19 protein-coding genes are annotated in these 18695 nt (G+C 71.5%); 4 read left to right on the top strand and 15 right to left on the bottom strand.

The genetic code is table 11. The annotated features are described in order from the left end of the window. Positions 1–64 precede the first annotated feature (64 nt). From ACWD6R_RS02575 to ACWD6R_RS02565, 3 genes are read right to left on the bottom strand one after another with little or no spacing between them, the layout of a single operon-like run. Positions 65–640: a histidine phosphatase family protein gene (locus ACWD6R_RS02575; protein WP_451816993.1), complete on the bottom strand. Its 576-nt coding sequence runs from the start codon at positions 638–640 to the stop codon at positions 65–67. Positions 641–687: 47 nt separating this feature from the next. After that, positions 688–1134: a GNAT family N-acetyltransferase gene (locus ACWD6R_RS02570; RefSeq protein ID WP_451816992.1), complete on the bottom strand. Its 447-nt coding sequence runs from the start codon at positions 1132–1134 to the stop codon at positions 688–690. Beyond that, positions 1127–2608, bottom strand: a complete 1482-nt coding sequence (locus tag ACWD6R_RS02565; RefSeq protein ID WP_451816991.1) for an aminotransferase-like domain-containing protein — start codon at positions 2606–2608, stop codon at positions 1127–1129. Before ACWD6R_RS02565 ends, ACWD6R_RS02570 begins: the two co-directional genes overlap by 8 nt. Between ACWD6R_RS02565 and ACWD6R_RS02560 the strand changes: the two genes are divergently transcribed. Both ACWD6R_RS02560 and ACWD6R_RS02555 read left to right on the top strand, forming a co-directional pair. Further along, positions 2607–3671 (top strand): DMT family transporter, encoded by a 1065-nt coding sequence (locus ACWD6R_RS02560; RefSeq protein ID WP_451816990.1) that lies wholly within the window; start codon positions 2607–2609, stop codon positions 3669–3671. The genes ACWD6R_RS02565 and ACWD6R_RS02560 overlap by 2 nt on opposite strands. A gap of 42 nt (positions 3672–3713) precedes the next feature. Then, the gene (locus ACWD6R_RS02555; RefSeq protein WP_393300453.1) at positions 3714–3926 is read left to right on the top strand and encodes a DUF1918 domain-containing protein; all 213 of its coding nucleotides are present in this window, start codon (positions 3714–3716) and stop codon (positions 3924–3926) included. 73 nt (positions 3927–3999) lie between these two features. Here the strand turns inward: ACWD6R_RS02555 and ACWD6R_RS02550 are convergent, their stop codons facing one another. Beyond that, complete coding sequence (locus ACWD6R_RS02550) at positions 4000–5298, bottom strand: glycoside hydrolase family 10 protein (protein ID WP_451816989.1); 1299 nt, start codon at positions 5296–5298, stop codon at positions 4000–4002. Positions 5299–5486: 188 nt separating this feature from the next. On the opposite strand from ACWD6R_RS02550, the gene ACWD6R_RS02545 reads away from it, so the two are divergent. Next, on the top strand, positions 5487–6347 hold the full coding sequence (locus ACWD6R_RS02545; RefSeq protein WP_451816988.1) for a 3-hydroxybutyryl-CoA dehydrogenase: 861 nt from the start codon (positions 5487–5489) through the stop codon (positions 6345–6347). A gap of 74 nt (positions 6348–6421) precedes the next feature. On the opposite strand, the gene ACWD6R_RS02540 is transcribed toward ACWD6R_RS02545, so the two are convergent. The 9 genes from ACWD6R_RS02540 to infC all read right to left on the bottom strand — a co-directional run bounded on the left by ACWD6R_RS02540 (position 6422) and on the right by infC (position 16511). Beyond that, complete coding sequence (locus ACWD6R_RS02540; RefSeq protein WP_266987746.1) at positions 6422–6952, bottom strand: NUDIX hydrolase; 531 nt, start codon at positions 6950–6952, stop codon at positions 6422–6424. An 87-nt stretch (positions 6953–7039) separates the two neighbouring features. Next, complete coding sequence (locus ACWD6R_RS02535; protein ID WP_451816987.1) at positions 7040–8341, bottom strand: transcriptional regulator; 1302 nt, start codon at positions 8339–8341, stop codon at positions 7040–7042. Between the two features lie 448 nt (positions 8342–8789). Further along, complete coding sequence (gene pheT, locus ACWD6R_RS02530; protein ID WP_451816986.1) at positions 8790–11303, bottom strand: phenylalanine--tRNA ligase subunit beta; 2514 nt, start codon at positions 11301–11303, stop codon at positions 8790–8792. Continuing rightward, complete coding sequence (gene pheS / locus ACWD6R_RS02525) at positions 11303–12442, bottom strand: phenylalanine--tRNA ligase subunit alpha (protein ID WP_451816985.1); 1140 nt, start codon at positions 12440–12442, stop codon at positions 11303–11305. Before pheS ends, pheT begins: the two co-directional genes overlap by 1 nt. Positions 12443–12641: 199 nt before the next feature. Further along, positions 12642–13829, bottom strand: coding sequence for an ATP-binding protein (locus tag ACWD6R_RS02520; RefSeq protein ID WP_451816984.1), 1188 nt, complete (start codon positions 13827–13829; stop codon positions 12642–12644). A gap of 132 nt (positions 13830–13961) precedes the next feature. Continuing rightward, entirely contained in the window at positions 13962–14804 is an 843-nt protein-coding gene (locus ACWD6R_RS02515; RefSeq protein ID WP_451816983.1) for a TrmH family RNA methyltransferase, read from the bottom strand. Positions 14805–14920: 116 nt separating this feature from the next. Next, the gene (rplT, locus tag ACWD6R_RS02510; RefSeq protein WP_003970214.1) at positions 14921–15304 is read right to left on the bottom strand and encodes a 50S ribosomal protein L20; all 384 of its coding nucleotides are present in this window, start codon (positions 15302–15304) and stop codon (positions 14921–14923) included. A gap of 106 nt (positions 15305–15410) precedes the next feature. Further along, on the bottom strand, positions 15411–15605 hold the full coding sequence (rpmI, locus tag ACWD6R_RS02505; protein WP_030918579.1) for a 50S ribosomal protein L35: 195 nt from the start codon (positions 15603–15605) through the stop codon (positions 15411–15413). Positions 15606–15725: 120 nt separating this feature from the next. Next, positions 15726–16511, bottom strand: a complete 786-nt coding sequence (gene infC, locus ACWD6R_RS02500) for a translation initiation factor IF-3 (protein ID WP_451816982.1) — start codon at positions 16509–16511, stop codon at positions 15726–15728. Positions 16512–16853: 342 nt separating this feature from the next. On the opposite strand from infC, the gene ACWD6R_RS02495 reads away from it, so the two are divergent. Next, a complete protein-coding gene (locus ACWD6R_RS02495; RefSeq protein ID WP_451816981.1) occupies positions 16854–17216 on the top strand; it encodes a DUF1844 domain-containing protein in 363 nt (120 codons plus the stop codon). Between the two features lie 393 nt (positions 17217–17609). Here ACWD6R_RS02495 and ACWD6R_RS02490 read toward each other — a convergent pair whose 3' ends face one another. Next, complete coding sequence (locus tag ACWD6R_RS02490) at positions 17610–18386, bottom strand: SseB family protein (RefSeq protein WP_451816980.1); 777 nt, start codon at positions 18384–18386, stop codon at positions 17610–17612. A 37-nt stretch (positions 18387–18423) separates the two neighbouring features. Further along, positions 18424–18690 (bottom strand): hypothetical protein, encoded by a 267-nt coding sequence (locus tag ACWD6R_RS02485; protein WP_451816979.1) that lies wholly within the window; start codon positions 18688–18690, stop codon positions 18424–18426. Between the last annotated feature and the right edge of the window lie 5 nt (positions 18691–18695).

Below are 18695 nucleotides of genomic sequence, written 5' to 3'. Positions count from 1 at the left end.
CGTACCGACTGGTCGGACTGGCGGGAAGGCGCCGCACACCCCCAGGCCGGGACGGCTCGTCGGTTCAACGGGCGCCCGCTTCGAGGCACAGGCTCCAGCGGCCTGGCAGACCGACGAGCGTGATCGTGGAGAGCGGGCGGACGTCGATGTTCCAGTACGTCGAGGGCGGCGCCCCCAGCGCGTAGACGAGGGCGGCCCGGACGACGGACGGCTCGGCGACGGCGACGATCGAGCCGTCGCAGGCCGGCCGGGTGTCCAGCCAGCCCCCTATCCGCGCGATGAAGGCAAGCAGCGGTTCACCGCCGTGCGGTGCGGAGCGCGGGTCGGCGAGCCAGGCGTTCACCGCGGCGGGTTCGCGGGCCGCCACATCGGAGAGGGTCCAGCCGCGCCAGCGGCCCATGTCGCAGTCGCGCAGGGCGGGCTGGCCCATGGGGGCGAAGCCGAGCGCCTCGCCGGTGGCGCGGCTGCGGGCGGTCGGCGAGCAGTAGCGCAGTTCGGCGGCACCCAGGGGCACCAACGCCCGTGCGGCGAGCTGTACTTCGTGCCAGCCGGCCTGATCGAGCGGCTGGTCGTCGTCGAAGCGCTCGGCGAGCGGGAAAGAGCTGCGCGCCGCGGCGACGAGCGAGACTCGAACACTCATGGCCGAGATCGTGGAGCCGAACGCCGCCCAGGTCAAGAGGGCGACTTTCAGACGGCTCCGGGACGGTCGAACCGGAAGTACATCCACTTCGCGGGGTCCTTGAGCGGCTGGAACCCGGCCTTCGCATAGACGCCGTGGGCGTCATCGGTCGCGAGGGTGAGTCTGCGGATGCCTGTCGGGGCGAGGTGGTCGCGCACGGCGGCGGCGAGCCGGGTGCCGAGCCCGTGGCCGCGGGCCGACCGGTCGACGTACACATCGCAGAGCCAGGCGAAGGTGACGTGGTCGGTCACCACCCGGGCGTAGCCGACCTGCTCCCCTGAAGTGGTGTCGTACACGCCGAAGTTGAGCGATCCGGCGATGGCCAGATCCTGCTTCTCGCGGGTACGTCCGAGCGCCCAGTAGGCGTCGGTGGAAAGCCAGTGGTGGATCCGGGCCGGGTCCAGCCGGACCGGGTCGGACGAGATCTCGTAACGCTCCTGGAGGATGTCAGCCATGCCCGGAGGATAGGTCGCGGCGGCCGGGGGCGGCGAAGGTTTTGTCGCAGGCGGTGCGCAGCCGTCGTACGCCCTCGGCGATCTCGCCCGCCCCGGCGACCGCGGCGAAGCTCAACCGCACCTGGGCGGCCGGGGGTTCGGCGCAGTAGTACGGACGGCCCGGCGCGACCGCGACGCCCTCGCGCAGGGCGGCCGAGACCAACGCCGCCTCGTCGGGGCCGGCTTCGGCATCCGGCAGCCGCAGCCAGAGGCTGCCGCCGCCCGCGGGGATGTGCGGGAGCGACAGGTCGGGCAGTTCGAGCCGCAGGGCGGTCGTCATGGCGGTCCTCCGGTTCTTCAACTCCGTCGACACGGAACGCAGATGGTGACCCCAGGCCGGGGAGCCGACCAGTTCGAGCGCGGCTTCCTGGAGCGGGCGCGGGACGAAGAAGCTGTCGACGATCTGGATGGCCCGCAGCCGTTCCAGCACCGGTCCGCGGGCGGCCAGCGCACCCACCCGCAGGCTCGGCGAGGTGATCTTGGTGAGGGAGCAGACATGGACGACGACGCCGTCGGGGTCGTCGGCGGCGAGCGGCGCGGGCAGCGGGCCCGCGTCGTCGTGGACGAGGCGGCGGGCGAAGTCGTCCTCGACGACGAACGCCCCCGCCTCGCGGGCGATCCGGACGACCTCACGCCGGCGGTCCGGGGCGAGGACCGCGCCGGTCGGGTTCTGGAAGAGCGGCTGACAGACGAAGACACGTGCACCCGTGGCGCGGAAGGCGGCGGCCAGCAGTTCGGGGCGGACCCCGTCGGCGTCGACCGGGACCGGGACGGGACGCAGTCCGGTGGCACGGGCGGCCGCCAGCATGCCCGGGTAGGTGGGCGATTCGACGAGGACGGGGGCGCCGGGCGGGGCGAGGGCGCGCAGAGCGGTGGCCAGGGCGCTCTGGCCGCCCGCGGTGATGAGTACGTCGGCGGCGGTGAGCAAGGGTCCGATCTCGCGGGCGAACCAGGCACGGAGCTCGGTGAGCCCGTCGGTGGGCGGACGGCCCCAGGCTCCGGGGCGGCGCCCGGCCCGGGCGAGGGCGGCGGCGAGCGCCCGTTCGGGCTGGAGCGAGGGATGGAGGTAACCGCCGTTCAGCTCGATGACGCCGGGCGGCGGTGCGGCGAGCGTGACCAGGACGCCGGACGCGTCGACGGTACGGGGCACGACCTCCGGTCCGCCGTCGCCGCTGAGGGATACCTCCTGCCAGGAGGTGTCACCGGGCGGGGGCACCTCGGTACGGGGCTCCGCCCGGAAGGCGCCGGAGCCGGGGCGGGTCACGACGAGCCCTTCGGCGGCGAGCTGCGCGATCGCCCGGGAGACGGTCACCGGACTGACCCGATAACGCTCCACGAGTGCCCGGCTGGACGGCAGCTTCCCACCAGGCGAGTAGCGGTTCAGCTCGCCTCGAAGGGAACTCACCAGCTCAGCAACGCTGCTACGCTCTTGCATGACAGCAAAGGATAGCGCTACCCGTCAGATATCGATAGCGGTTAGCTCCCCTTCGACAGCGGTTGCCCCATCGGCGGACCGGCGCGGCACAGTGCTCGCCGGGCTCGGCGTCGTCGCCTTCTCGCTGACCTTCCCGTCCACGGTCTGGGGACTGGAGAGCTTCGGCCCCTGGTCCCTGGTGACCCTGCGCAGCCTGCTCGCCGCACTGATCGCGGGCTCCGTGCTGCTTGCGGGACGGGTCCCGGTGCCCGACCGCCGCCACCGGTGCGGGCTCGCGGTCGTCGCGGGCGGTGTGGTGGTGGGGTTCCCGCTGCTGACCACGCTGGCCCTGCAGACCTCCACCTCCTCGCACGCGGCCGTGGTGGTGGGGCTGCTGCCGCTGACCACGGCGGTCCTCTCGTCACTGCGGACCGGGTCGCGTCCGCCGCGCACCTTCTGGATCGCGGCACTGGCCGGCGCGGCCGTGGTGATCGTGTTCACCGTGCAGCAGAGCGGCGGCGCGCTCTCCTCCGGCGATCTCTGTCTGTTCGGTGCGCTGCTGGTGTGCGCGGCGGGGTACACCGAGGGCGGCAGGCTGGCCGGGGTCATGCCGGGCTGGCAGGTGATCGGCTGGGCGCTGGTCCTCGCGGCGCCGTTGATGGTGGCGGGCGCGGCGGTCGCGCTCTCCTTCGAGCCGGTGCGGCTGACCACGCACGGGGTCATCGGCCTGGTCTGGGTGGCGGCGGGTTCCACCTTCGTCGGCCTGTACGTCTGGTACCGCGGCATGGCGGAGATCGGGGTCCCGCGGGCGAGCCAGCTTCAGCTCGCGCAGCCACTGCTGACTCTGGTGTGGTCGTTCCTGCTCCTCGGCGAGAAGGTCTCGGCGGCCGCACCGGTGGCGGCGGTGGCCGTGCTCGTCTGCATCGCGGCCACCCAGCGGGCGGGGGCGCGGCGCCAGGGGGTCTCCGGCGTGGCCCACGACGGCCCGGACGCACGCGCCACGGCGGCCGGGGCCGCGCCCGGTTCCCGCCCGATCCGAAAAGAGTCACTGGTACGCCCGGTGCGCGGACGGATCCGGTCATAGACTTGTCGACATGGACCGTCACCCGTGAGGAGGTCACTCCAGATGGAGGCACACGCGGGCGACCGGCTGCTGACGCACGGCAGGATCGTGGGGCAGCACGACCGGGTCGCAGAGATCGTCGAAGTGCTCGGGGACAAGGGCGCTCCCCCGTACCGCGTCCGCTCCGAGGACGGACACGAACACCTGGTTTCGCCAGGTCCCGACACCATCGTCCAGCACACCGGGGCCCGGCACCGGGGCCCGGAGACCCCGTAGGTTCCCCGGGCACACGGCACCGCCCCGACCGCGCCACCCCTCGGTGCGCCCCCTCCGCCTCGGACCCCTCGGGTCAGCGGGGAGGGCGCACTCTGTTGCGGTAGTGGTCCGCCACGACGCGCGCCATCATGCCGGCCCGGTCGGTGACCACGTCCTTGCCCGAGAAGTAGACATGCCCGCGGACCTGGTCGTAGCGGGCGGCGAGGTCGATGTGGCGCGAGAGCTCGGCCGGGTCCTGCCAGGCGGCGGGCTGGGCGGGGTCACCGCCCTTGTAGAGCGCCTCGCCGACGAAGAGGTCGACACCCGTGCCCCGTACCACCGCGTCCCACCAGGGCAGCAGCTTGGCGTAATCGGCGGCGGCGAAGCCGATGTTCCAGTAGATCTGCGGACAGATGTAGTCGATCCAGCCCTTCTTGACCCAACCTCGGGTGTCGGCATGCAGGTCGTCGTAGGTCTGCACCCCTGCCCTGGTGTTCGAGCCGAGGGGGTCGGTGCCCGCGTTGCGCCAGACACCGAACGGACTGATCCCGAACTGGACGTGCTTCTTGATCTTCTTGATCCGCGCGGACATCTCACGGACCAGCTTGTCGGTGTTGTCGCGGCGCCAGGCGGCCTTGTCCGGGAAGCCCGCGCCGTACTTCGCGTAGGTGGCGTCGTCGGCGAAGACCTGTCCGGCGACCGGGTACGGGTAGAAGTAGTCGTCCCAGTGGACGGCGTCGATGTCGTAGCGGCGGACCGCGTCGAGCATGGCGTCCTGGACGAAGCGGCGCACCTCGGGCAGTCCGGGGTTGTAGTAGAGCTTCCCGCCGTACGGCAGGACCCAGTCGGGGTGCAGCCGCGCCGGGTGGGTGGGGACCAGCCGGGACGGGTCCGTGTGGTTGGCGACCCGGTACGGGTTGAACCAGGCGTGCAGTTCCAGGCCGCGGCGGTGCGCCTCGCGGACGGCGGTGCCCAGGGGGTCCCAGCCGGGGTTCTTCCCCTGGACGCCGGTGAGGTACCGGGCCCACGGCTCGTAGGAGGACGGCCACAGGGCGTCGGCGGTCGGCCGTACCTGCAGGACGACGGCGTTCAGCCGCCGGGCGACGGCCTCGTCGAGGTACGCGATCAGCTCGGCCTGCTGGGCCGCCGCCGTCAGGCCGGGCGCCGAGGGCCAGTCGATGTTGGCGACGGTGGCGACCCACATACCGCGCATCTCGCGCCGGGCGACGCGCGGGAGGCTCACACCCGGCCCGGGCAACGCACCCGCCCCGGACGGAACCGGCACTTCCCGCGGTACGGCGATGGCCTCGGCCGCACCCGCGACCGAGGCCATCATCCCCGCGACCACCCCGGCCGCACCCGCCACAAAGCCCCTTCGGGCCATTTGCTGCATTTCGTTGCACCTGCCGTCTCTGTGCTCTCGTCCGTCACCCCGGCATCGGGGGTAACGCAGAGCATGCCCGCCCCGGCCCGTCATGACCCGTAGGCCGCGGAGTAACGTCGGGGGGGCGAGGCGGGGACCGGAATCAGACGGGAGCCCGCCGATCGGAGACCAGCGAAAGGCACGAGGTGACGGACTCTATGGCCGACATTGCACGCGTCGGAGTGGTGGGCTGTGGCCAAATGGGCGCAGGCATCGCGGAGGTGTGCGCCCGCAGCGGACTCGACGTCATGGTGGCTGAGACCACCGGCGAGGCGCTGGAGATCGGTCGCACCCGGCTCCACAACTCCCTCTCGAAGGCCGCCGAACGCGGCAAGATCACCGAGGAGGAGCGCGACGAGACACTCGGCCGCCTCAGCTTCACCACCGACCTCGGCGAGTTCGCCGACCGCGATCTCGTGATCGAGGCCGTCGTGGAGAACGAGCAGGTCAAGACCGAGATCTTCCAGGTGCTCGACCAGGTGGTGACCCGGAAGGACGCGATTCTCGCCTCCAACACCTCCTCCATCCCGCTGGTGAAGCTGGCTGTGGCGACCTCCCGCCCGGACCAGGTCATCGGCATCCACTTCTTCAACCCGGCCCCGGTGCAGAAGCTCGTCGAGCTGATCCCCGCGCTGACCACGTCCGACGAGACGATCCGGCGCTCCGAGGCACTGGTGCAGGACGTGCTGGGCAAGCATCCGATCCGTGCCCAGGACCGCTCCGGCTTCGTCGTCAACGCTCTGCTGATCCCGTATCTCCTCTCCGCGATCCGGATGTTCGAGTCGGGTATCGCCAGCCGCGAGGACATCGACAACGGCATGGAGCTGGGCTGCGCCCACCCGATGGGCCCGCTGAAGCTCTCCGACCTCATCGGCCTGGACACCGTGGCCTCGGTCGCCGACTCGATGTACGCCGAGTTCAAGGAACCGCTGTACGCCGCTCCCCCGCTGCTCCAGCGCATGGTCGACGCGGGCCGGCTCGGCCGCAAGACGGGCTCGGGCTTCTACCCGTACTCCTGACCTGCTGGTGTCGTACCGCCTGCGGGGCCGGCCGGGGATGTCCCGGCCGGCCCCGCTCGCGTGGGCTGCGCGCCTCACCCGATCCGTAAGTGATGGAGCATCAGCAGCCCGGCCACCATGTTGGCGGCCGGGATCTCGCCCCGGGCGATCATGTCGGGCACCAGCTTGAGCGGGATCCACTCGCGCCGCGACGACTCGAAATCGTCCTGCGGGGGGCCGGTCCAGGTCGCCTCCTCGGCCCAGTAGAGGTGGTGCCGGGCGTCGGTGAGACCGTTCGACGGCTCCACGGTCAGCAGCGGCCGCAGCGGGCCCGGGCGCCAGCCGGTCTCCTCCTCCATCTCCCGGGCGGCCGCTGCCTCGATGTCCTCGCCGTCCTCGACCACACCGGCGGCGAGCTCCCAGCCCCAGCTGTCGGTGATGAACCGGTGCCGCCACAGCAGCAGTACCTCGTTGGCCTCGTTGACGACGGTCGCCGCGGCGACGGCCCGGAGCCGGACGAGGTAGTGGTCGAGGTGACGGCCGTCGGGAAGAACGACATCCGCCAGATTGACCCGGAACCAGCGGTTCTCATACACAGTTTGTTCGTTCAGATTCGTCCACTGCACAGTTCTGCCACCTTCCGACACGTTGGTGGCAACATGGCAGCAGGAGCAGCGCCGGAGGGGAACGTTCCCGGCGTACGTTCCGTACGTTCACAGCGGTACGCGCAACGCCCCGTCGATCAGCTCGGCGGCCTGTTCCGCGTCGGCGCAGCCGCTCCCGACCAGATCCTCGCGCACCGCCCGCAGCCGGTCCCGCAGCCGTTGCGACTCCATCCCCCGGGCCCGTTCCGCCATCTCCGCGGCCGTGCCCGCCGCCCGGTCCGCCTCCCCCTGCCGCAGCTCGATATGGGTCAGCATGGCCAGCCGGTGCACCCGGCCACGGTCGTGCGCCGGGGTACTGACCGCCGCCGCGGCGTGCTCCCGAGCCCCCGGCAGATCGCCGAGGCTGAGCAGGGCCTCCGCCACCTGCACATTGACCAGGCCCGGTTCGACGTACCCCGTCTCGTCGGGTTCATGGCCGGGGCGGATGCGCTCGGCCTCGGACTCGGCTCGCCGGATGCACTCCAGGGCGCTGTGGCCGTCGCCGAGGTATGCGTACGCCTTCGCCTGCATCGCGTACAGATCGGCCGCCAGCGCGGGCGTGATGTGCCGTCCCGCCGCCCGCAGCGCCGCCTCCGCGAAGGCGACGGACTGCCGGTAGTCGGCGAGGAACAGCGACTGGTTGACCAGCAGGGCGATCACATACCCGCCGAGCCCCCGGTCCCCGCTCGCCTTGGCCAGCCGCAGCGCCTGGTGGAAGTAGCGCTGGGCGAGACCGTGCGCGTCGGAGTCGTACGCGCAGATGCCCGCGACGGCCACCAGCCCGCCGGTCGCCCGGTGCAACTGGCGGCCGGTCGCGTCGCTGTAGCCGCCGCGCAGTAGCGGGGCGGTCTCGGCGTTGAGGAAGCCGACGATGCGGGAACGCGTCGCGATGCCGCCGGCCCTGCGGTACATCAGTTCGTAGTGGGCGCGGGCGGCACGCAGCATCGCTATGTCGGCCATGCCGACGCGTGTCGGACCGGCACGGGAGACATCGGCGTCCTCGGGCGGGTTCTCCCACTCCCACACGGGCATCACTGCTGTCGTACCGGTGACGGCGGCCGCGGCGAGGAGGTGCGGGCGCTGCTGTTCGTCCGAGCGCCACAACGCGGTGGCCCGCTCGACGAAGCCGGTGAGCGTCGAGCCCGGCACGACCGTGCCCCCGCCGCCGCAGGTCGCCATGCCGATGTCGCCGAGGGAGACCGGTCGGCGCAGCCGGTCGCCGAGCACCTCGCAGATCAGGTCGGGCGCCTGTCCGCGGGGCCGCTGGCCCTTCAACCAGCGGGCCACGGCCGTGTGTTCGTACCGCAGGGACAGTCCGCGGGAACGCCCGGCCTGATTGATGTGCGTGCCCAGCCCCGCTCCTTCTCCCACCCCCCATTTGCCGGTCGGTCTAAGGCCTGTCGCCCCAGTGGAGCACGTTTCACACGGGGTGTGAACGGAATGCCCGAACCGTCCCGCCGCGCACTCTGGTGCGCCGGGGTACGAATCGGTTGAATCAGTCGCCTCGCAAGAGGCGGCCGGGTCGTCTGCTCCCCCTCGTACAGTTGACGACCCGCACCCGCGTCGTTCGCTCTGCCGACCTGCCCGACACTCCGTGGCAGCGCGGACGACGCCGGATCGCACGACCCACTGCCCACTGATCGGAGGGTGGCTGCGGGGTCGGACCGGAACCGGGTTCCCCCGGACCGGGCCTGGGCCCGCGTGCGGTCCCCCGCCGTTCGGCGAGCACAGAAGGAGGGGGCGTATCCGGTAGCCGGATACGCCCCCTCCTCACCTTCTGCGGCCGGTTCGGCCTCGATGGCCGGTCGCCGTCGGCGCGCTACGCGCCGCGCAGCACCGCGCCCGTCCGCTCCGCGGCCAGCGCGACCGCCGCGTCGCGGGCGGCCGTGGCCTCGTCGACGGTCAGGGTGCGGTCCGGCGCGCGGAACCGCAGCGCGTACGCCAGGGACTTCCTGCCCTCGCCGATCTGCTCGCCGGTGAACACGTCGAACAGCCGCAGCGATTCGAGGAGTTCACCCGCGCCCTCCCGCAGCGCCTGCTCCACATCAGCGGCGGGCACGTCCTGCGCGACGATCAGCGCGACGTCCTGGGTCGCCACCGGGAAGGTGGAGATCCGCGGCGCCTGGAGCGCGCCGTCGACGGCCTGCTCCAGGAGGTCGAGGTCGATCTCCATGGCGCAGGTCCGCTCCGGCAGGTGGAGCTCCTTGATGACGCCCGGGTGCAGCTCACCGGCGTGCCCGACGAGGGCCTCCGCGTCGTTCGCCGTGACGAACAGCGCGGCGCAGCGGCCGGGGTGCCACGGCGCGTGCTGGTCGTTCCGGACGGTGAGCTCGACACCCGCCTCGCGGGCGATGGCACGGGCGGCCTCGATGGAGTCCGCCCAGTCCACCGGGCGGCCCTTGCCCCACCAGCCGGCCTGCTCGCGGGCGCCCGCGAGGACGACCGCCGCGCGGCGCGGCTGACGCGGCAGCGCGGCGTTCAGCCCGGCGATCTGCTCGTCGCCGGGACGGTGGTCGACGGGCAGCCGTACGGCCGCGGTCTCCTCGCCGGTCGGCCGGAAGACCAGCCCCGTCTCGAAGAGCGCCAGGTCGTGGCTGCCGCGGCCGTCGTTGCGCCGCAGCGCGCCGAGGAGGCCCGGCAGCAGCGTGGTGCGCAGCGCCGGCTCCTCGTCGGAGAGCGGGTTGACGAGCTTCACCGTACGGCGGCGGGCGTCGTCGGCGTCGAATCCGAGCTGGTCCAGCACCGCATCGCCGATGAACGGGTAGTTCAGCGCCTCGACATAGCCGGCTCCGGCGAGCGCCCGGCCGACCCTGCGGTGCAGCCGCTGGCGGTCGGTGAGCCCGCGCCCGGACGGCGGCGTCGGCAGTGTCGACGGGAGGTTCTCGTACCCCTCCAGCCGGATGACCTCTTCGGCGAGGTCGTTCGGCTCGCTCAGGTCGGGCCGCCAGGACGGCGCGGTGACCAGGAGCTCGTCCTGCCCGTAGACGTCGCAGCCGACCTGCTGGAGGCGGCGTACGACGGTCTCGCGGCCGTACGCGACACCGGCCACCCGGTCGGGGTGGTCCGCGGGCATCATGATGGTGCGGGGCGCGGACGGAGCCGTGACCTCGGTGACGCCGGCCTCGGCGGTGCCGCCCGCGAGCAGCACCAGCAGGTCCACGGTGCGCTGCGCGGCGGCGGCCGCGGCCTGCGGGTCGGCGCCGCGCTCGAAGCGCTTGGACGCCTCGGAGGACAGCCTGTGGCGGCGTGCGGTCCGGGCGATCGAGATCGCGTCGAAGTGCGCGGCCTCGATGACGACCTCGGTGCTGGTGTTCTCACCGTTCCGGGCGTCGGCGATCTCGGTGTTGGCGCCGCCCATGACCCCCGCGAGACCGATCGGCCCGCGGTTGTCGGTGATGACCAGGTCCTCGGCGTCCAGGACGCGGACCGTGCCGTCGAGCGTGGTGAGCTTCTCGCCCTGCTGGGCGCGGCGCACCCCGATCGGCCCGTCGATACGGGTGCGGTCGTAGGCGTGCAGCGGCTGGCCGAGCTCCAGCATCACGTAGTTGGTGATGTCGACGGTGAGCGAGATCGGCCGCATCCCGGCCTTCTGCAGCCGGCGCTGCATCCAGATCGGGGAACGCGCCTCGGGATCCAGGCCGACGACGGTGCGCGCGGTGAACCGGTCGCAGCCGATCCGGTCGGCCACCTTCACCGGGTAGCCGAACGCGTTCGGCGCGGGCACGTCGAGGAGAGCCGGGTCGCGCAGCGGCAGCCCGTACGCGATGGCGGTCTCACGGGCGACGCCGCGCATCGAGAGGCAGTAGCCGCGGTCAGGGGTGACGGCGATGTCGAGGACCTCGTCGACGAGCTGGAGCAGCTCGATCGCGTCCGTGCCGACCTCGTGCTCCGGCGACAGCACGATGATGCCGTGCGTGCCGTCGTCGCCCATGCCGAGCTCATCGGTGGAGCAGATCATGCCGTGCGAGGTCCGGCCGTACGTCTTGCGTGCGGCGATCGCGAAGTCGCCGGGCAGCACGGCGCCGGGGAGGACCACGACGACCTTGTCGCCGACGGCGAAGTTACGGGCTCCGCAGACGATCTCCTGCGGCTCACCGGTGCCGTTGGCGGAGCCGACGTCGACGGTGCAGAAGCGGATGGGCTTCTTGAAGCCCTCCAGCTCCTCGATGGTCAGTACCTGTCCGACGACCAGGGGGCCCTTGAGGCCGGCGCCGATGTGCTCGACGGTCTCGACCTCCAGACCGACGGCGACGAGCTTGGCCTGTACGTCACGGCCGGTCTCCGTCGCCGGCAGGTCGACGTACTCCCGCAGCCAGGAAAGCGGGACGCGCATCAGATCTCCATCCCGAACGGCCGGGTGAACCGGACGTCACCCTCGACCATGTCTCGCATGTCTTCGACGTTGTGGCGGAACATCAGCATCCGTTCGATGCCGAACCCGAAGGCGAATCCGCTGTACTTCTGGGGGTCGACGCCGCAGGCGATGAGCACCTTGGGGTTGACCATGCCGCAGCCGCCGAGCTCGATCCAGCCCTCGCTGCCGCAGGTGCGGCAGGGGCGGTCCGGGTTGCCGACGGACGTGCCGCGGCAGACGTAGCAGACCATGTCCATCTCGGCGGACGGCTCGGTGAACGGGAAGAAGTTCGGCCGCAGCCTGGTCTTCATCTCCGGGCCGAAGAGCGCCTGGACCATGTGGTCGAGGGTGCCCTTGAGGTCCGCCATAGTGAGGCCCTCGTCGACGGCGAGAAGCTCGATCTGGTGGAAGACCGGGGTGTGCGTCGCGTCGAGCTCGTCGGTGCGGTAGACCCGCCCGGGGCAGACGACGTAGACGGGCGGCTCGCGGTCGAGCAGGGTGCGGGCCTGGACCGGCGAGGTGTGCGTACGCAGCACGATCCCGGACTCGTCGCCCGTGGTCGGCTTCCCGTCGGGCGTGGTGCCCTGGACGAAGAAGGTGTCCTGCATCTGCCGGGCCGGGTGGTCGGGCACGAAGTTCAGGGCGTCGAAGTTGAACCACTCCGCCTCGACCTCGGGGCCCTCCGCGACCTCGTAGCCCATGGCCACGAAGACGTCCGCGACGCGCTCCATGATGGTCGTCAGGGGGTGGCGGGCGCCGGCCGGGGTGCGGTCGTACGGCAGCGTGACGTCCACCGCCTCCTCGACCAGCACACGGGCGTCCCGCTCGGCCTCCAGCTCCGCCTGACGGGCGGCGAGGGCCTTGCTCACGGAGCCGCGGGCCTGGCCCACGCGCTTGCCCGCCTCGGCCTTGGCCTGCGGCGGCAGTGCGCCGATCTCCCGGTTGGCGAGGGACAGGGGCGAGGTACCACCGGTGTGCGCGGTCTTCGCCTGGGCGAGCGCGTCGAGGTCGCCCGCGGCGGCGAAGGCGGCGAACGCCTCGTCCCGCATGCGCTCGATCTCTTCCGGTTTCAGTGCCTCGACCTCGACTGGGTCGTACGACTTGTTCGGTGCCGACATCTCTTCCCGTGCTTCCGATTGGCTGGTAATGCTCTTACCGGGGGATACCCCCGGACCCCCGTGGCCCCGCTCGACGACTGGAGGACGCAAAGGTGCCAAAGGTCGAGTCTAAAGGCCACGAGGGGTGGCGGAAGCCCGCGGGCCGCTCAGGCCCTACCGTCGCCCGCTGCCGCCCTGCCGGATTGCTTCGCAGACTCTTCTATTTCAGATAGGCCGGAGCCCCCACGGGCAGAATAAATCGGAATTCTGCGCCGCCGCCGGGGCCGCGGCCGACCGTGATCGTGCCGCCGTGCGCCTCGACGATGCCCTTGACGATGTAGAGGCCCAGCCCCGTACCGCCGCGCTTGCTCCCCCGCCAGAAGCGGGTGAAGACGCGGCCCATCGACTCCTCGGGAATGCCGGGGCCTTCGTCGCTCACGGTGACGGCTGTTCCCTTCTCGTCGCTCTTCGCGGGTGCGGGTGCGAGTTCGATGGTGACAGTTCCCTCGCCGTGGCGCACCGCGTTTTCCAGCAGGTTGCCGAGGACCTGGTCGACCTTGTCCGGGTCGGCCCACACTGCGGGCAGCGGCTGCCGGGTGCGGACGAGGAAGCGGTCGGGCGCCTGGCCGTTCGCGGTGAGGGCCTGGATGTGGCGTTCCACGGCGGCGGAGAGGTCGACCGGCTGGCGGCGCAGCTCCAGGCGGCCGGAGTCGATCCGGGAGATGTCGAGCAGCTCGGCGATGAGCCGGGTGACGCGGTTGGCGTCGGCGTCGACGGTCTCCAGCATCAGGCGCTTCTGGTCGTCGGTGAACCGTTCCCACTTGGCCAGCAGCGTCGCGGTGAAGCCCTTGACAGAGGTCAGCGGGGAGCGCAGTTCGTGGGCGACGATCGCGATCAGTTCGGCGTGGCTGCGCTCGGTGCGGCGACGGGCCTCGGTGCCGCGCAGGCTGATCACCAGCCGGCGTACCGGACCGGTCGGGTACTCACGGACGTACCGGGCGGCGACCAGGACCTCGCGGCCGCCGGGGAGCAGCAGGTTCCGCTCGGGCTGGCCGACCCGGGTGGCGAGGCCGCCGTACGGATCGGTCAGGGCCCACCAGCGTCGGCCCTTGAGGTCCTCCAGCGGCAGTACATGCTCCAGTGGGCGGCCGAGTGCGGCGGTCCTGGGTACGGCGGTGATCCGGGCGGCCGCCGCGTTGAAGCAGATGACCCGGCCCGTCCTGTCGGCGATGACGAGTCCGTCGGGGAGGTCGTCCGGGTCGATGCCGGATGCGACGGTGTCCTCCGCGGTGAGGTCCGCGGGGCCGTTGCCCTCGCCGTCGGCCGGGGTGCTCTCACCGTCCGGACCCCGGTCGGGGCGCACGCAGGCCGCGTGTGTCTCGCGCGGCCTGCTCATGCCGACAGACATATTCCCGTACCCCACCTCTCGAACCGGCGCAGTGGGCCCCCGAGTTCGTCACCCTACTAGTCGTCGGTGACGGAGCGACACCCTGTGGGGGCGCACTGCTGCGGTGCGCCGGTCGGCGGGGCACGGGGCCGGTCAGCCGGCGGTACGGCGGGGGCGCTGGGCGCGGGCGGAGGCGTACAGGCAGACGGCCGCCGCAGTGGCGAGGTTGAGGCTCTCCGCCTTGCCGTGGATCGGCACCCGGACGACGGCGTCGGCCAGCGCCCGGGTCTCCTCGGGCAGCCCCCACGCCTCGTTGCCGAAGACCCAGGCGGTGGGACCGCCCATGGTGCCCGCGTCGAGTTCGTCGTCGAGGTCGTCGTCGCCCGCGCCGTCGGCTGCGAGGATCCGTACGCCCGCGTCCCGCAGCCCCTGGATGGCCTGCTCGACCGGTACGCCCACGACGACCGGCAGATGGAAGAGCGAGCCGACCGAGGCACGCACGGACTTGGGGTTGTACAGGTCGACGGAGGCGTCGGTGAGGACGACGGCGTCGGCGCCCGCGGCGTCGGCGCAGCGCAGCACCGTACCGGCGTTCCCGGGGTCGCGTACGTGCGCGAGGACGGCGACCAGGGTGGGCTTCGCGGCGAGGACGGACTCGAACGGCGAGTCGAGGAACCGGCAGACGCCGATGAGTCCCTGTGGGGTGACCGTCTGCGACACATCGGCGAGCGTGTCGCCGTCCGCGAGGTGCACCCGGGCGCCGGCCGCGTGGGCGGCGTCGATGATGTCGGCGTACCGCTCGGCCGCCTCGACGGTGGCGAAGAGCTCCAGCAGGGTCGGCTCGCCATCACTGCCGCGGTGTTCGGCGGCCTCGCGCACGGCCTGCGGCCCCTCGGCGATGAACCGTCGCTCCTTGCCCCGGAAATTACGCCGGGCGAGGCGCCGGGCGGCGGCGACGCGCGGCGACCGCGGGGAGATCAGTTCGGGGGTGGCCATGGTCGGCAGCGGGCCTCTCTGCGTGCGGAGGTACGGAACAAGGGGTGCAACGCACCGGACCCGCAGACGACGAGCGCCTGCGGGTCCGGCTCAAAAGCCAAGAAGTGTGCCCTGGATCAGGCGGCCTTCGGGGCGTTGACGTCACTCGGGAGGGCCTTCTGGGCAACCTCGACGAGAGCGGCGAACGCGTTGGCGTCGTTGACCGCGAGCTCGGCCAGGATCTTGCGGTCCACCTCGATGTTGGCGGCCTTCAGACCCTGGATGAGGCGGTTGTACGTCATGCCGTTCTGGCGGGCAGCGGCGTTGATGCGCTGGATCCACAGCTGACGGAAGTCGCCCTTGCGCTTCTTGCGGTCGTTGTAGTTGTAGACCAGGGAGTGGGTGACCTGCTCCTTGGCCTTGCGGTACAGGCGCGAGCGCTGACCGCGGTAACCGCTGGCGGCCTCGAGGATTGCCCGGCGCTTCTTGTGGGCGTTGACTGCCCGCTTGACGCGTGCCACTTGTTAACTCCTTGTAGCGGGGCCGTGGTTGGACTCACACGGCCCGGAAACGAATTGGTCCCGGTGTGATCGAGGTCGCGCCCCCGGATTCACCGGGGGCCGAACCTCACTTGCCGAGAAGCTTCTTGATCTTCTTGGCGTCGGCCGGAGCCACGACGACCGTGCCGGTCAGCGAGCGGGTCTTCTTGGACGACTTGTGCTCGAGCAGGTGGCGCTTGCCGGCCTTCTCGCGGAGCACCTTGCCGGAGCCGGTGATCTTGAATCGCTTGCTGGCACCGCTGTGCGTCTTGTTCTTCGGCATCGCGCCGTTCTCTCCTCGTAAGTGGCGCCCCTCGCGGTGCAGGCACCGGACAGCAGGGGCGTCAGATCTTGGTGGGGATTCCGAGGGGACCCGGGGCCGCCTGGATGGCGCCCCCTGAGGTCACGCCTCGGAAGGTGTCTCGGCCGGAGCCTCGGGCTGCGCTTCGGCCGGAGCCTCGGGCTGCGCTTCGGCCGGAGCCTCGGGCTGCGCTTCGGCCGGAGCCTCGGGCTGCGCTTCGGCCGGAGCCTCGGCAGCCTCTTCCGCAGCAGCCTCGGCGTCCGGGGTGTAACCCTGACGCTCCGCCTTGCGGGCGGCCTGGGCCTCACGGGCCTCGGCCATGGCTTCGGTCTTCTTCTTGTGCGGGCCCAGAACCATGATCATGTTCCGGCCGTCCTGCTTCGGGTTCGACTCGATGAAGCCGAGTTCCTCGACGTCCGAAGCGAGACGCTGGAGCAGACGGAAGCCCAGCTCGGGGCGGGACTGCTCACGACCACGGAACATGATCGTGATCTTGACCTTGTCGCCCTGCTTGAGGAACCGGACGACGTGACCCTTCTTGGTGTCATAGTCGTGCGGGTCGATCTTCGGCCGGAGCTTCATCTCCTTGATGACCGTGTGCGCCTGGTTCTTGCGCGCCTCACGGGCCTTCATGGCCGACTCGTACTTGAACTTCCCGTAGTCCATGAGCTTGCACACGGGCGGACGGGCGGTCGCCGCCACCTCGACCAGGTCGAGGTCGTACTCCTGTGCGAGTTCCAGGGCCTTGGCAAGCGGAACAATCCCGACCTGCTCGCCGCTGGGACCGACAAGTCGCACCTCGGGAACGCGAATCCGGTCGTTGATGCGGGGCTCGGCGCTGATGGATCCTCCTCGGTAGCACCACGCGGCCGCCTGGCAGACAGCCACGTAACGTCTGTTTCGTGAGACCAACCGCACCAGTGCATGAAAAATGCCCCGGACGGGACACAGGCGGGGCTCCTGGAAAACCGGAACACCGCCGCGGTCAACCGCGGGGCGCATCGGGCGGCTCCATCGTCCGTACGGAACGATGGGCGCCACCTGACCGGTGACCTGCCGTCCCGGAGGATGGTCAGGTGGGAGATCGGAGCCTCCACTTGTGGGCCGGGCTCATAGCTGCCCAGCCGGTCGTTACACCAGGTTAGCAGCTCCCCAGGGCGGGCGCTAACCGGCTGCCGCAGCCCACTCCCGCAGACGGAGCCGTGCCGGCGTGGGCCTATCGTATGGCGCATGAGTGACGCGACCCCCAGCAGTGAAACCCCCGGCTTCGACGACATGACCCGCGACATCGCAGAGGTCCCCGCGGTCGAGGTGATCGTGACGGTCGCCGTCAACCTGATGAGCGCGGCCGCCGTGAAGCTCGGCCTCACCGAGGACGGCGACGACCACAAGGACCTCGACGAGGCCCGCAAGCTGGTCCACGCCCTGGCCGGCCTGCTGGACGCGAGCACCACGGAGATCAGCTCGTTCCACGCGGCGCCGCTGCGGGACGGACTGAAGTCGCTGCAGCTGGCGTTCCGCGAGGCCTCGCTGGTACCGGACGAGCCGGGCCAGGGCCCCGGCGAGAAGTACACCGGCCCCGTCTTCGGCTGAGAGCCTGTCGGGTGACCTCTGATCGGGCGGCCACGCCCTGGTACGCACGCTTCCCGCGTTGACGAAATGCCCTAGTAGCTCCTTCCCCAAGCTCTCAGCTTCGTTCGAGCAGGGGAGACCCCATCCGAGGACCTTCCGGCGCCTTGGAATCGCACGCACCAGACCGCGTCCGCTATCCGATCGAAGGCCACCCGACAGGCTCTGAGCCGCCGCCCCTCTCCTCCCCTCCGTACGACCGTGAGCCCCTGCCCGTCCGGGCAGGGGCTCACTGCATCCCCGCGTCACGCCCTGCTGAACTCCGCACCCCCCGGGGCGGGGTGGGTCAGCTGGTCCACCGGCGCCGCGACCACACCGCCGGGGCGGCTGTTCGCGCGCGTCGGGCCGGTCGGGTGATCAGCGTGTGAAGAGGGGCTCACCGGGCGCGATCATGTCGGCCGGAAGCAGCGCAAGGTCCAGGCCCCGCACCAGGCGTGCCCGCAGGACCTCGTCGGCGGCGAGCGATTCCGCGACCCGGCGGGCCGTCTCGGCGGGGGCCGCTTCGGGCGCCAGGACCAGGGCGAGAGTGCCGCCCGACCGTCCCGGGACGAGGTGGGCGCGGAGCACGGCGGGCTCGGCGGCGACCGCGTCCCGTACCGCGGAGGTGACCGCCGGATCGTCCAGCGGGTCGGCGCTGGTACGGCCCTCGGCAAGGGCGAGCAGCGCGGAACCGGTCAGTTCGTACGCCACAGGACCGGCGAGGTCGAGCACCACCGTGTCCGCCTTCTCGTGTGCGGCCGCCTGCAGCGCCTGGTGCAGGGGTACGGCGACGGGGCGGGCCTGCGGGTCCCAGCGGGCCAGCGAGGCGGTGGAGGTGAAAGCGGGCAGTGCGCGACGGTCACCGGCCTGGAGGGTGGGGACGGCCATGTCGCTCGTCTTCTCGCGGCGCAGCCCGCCCACCCGTCGCCCACCACCACCCTTGCCGGGCGCCTCGCGACTGTCCTCCTCGACCTCCTCCACCTCTCCGAGGACTGCGACGACGGGGACCAGGAGCCTGGCTCCCTTGAGCGCTTCAAGGACCGGGCCGACGGCCGTCCGGTCCTCGGCCCAGGCGGCGAGCGCCGCGGAGAGTGCGGGGTCGGCCGTGCCGTCGTCGTCGGAGTAACCGGGATCCGGAATGTTCTTCAGCGCCACAGGGCGAGCGTAGTCGGTGCGGTTTCTCACGATGTCCTCAGGTGCGCCACAGTCCTCTGCCAGGTCCTCTTCCCAGCGTCCGCTCCATGCCCCTGTCGATACCGAAAATACGTACATCCGCGCTGTCCGCCGCCATGACGGCCGTGGTCCTGACGGCAGGTTCGGCCGCGGGAGGCATGTATCCGGTGGGCCGGTCCTCGGATGCGGCGCCCCGCCCCGTGGCCTCCGTATCGTCGACGGCGCCCGCGTCGTCGGCCACGGACTCACTGGCTCCGACGTCGCCGGCCCCGGTGGTGACGAGCAAGGAGC

The organism is Streptomyces sp. NPDC005151, from assembly GCF_053599875.1.
This window is presented reverse-complemented; position numbering and strand designations above follow the sequence as displayed.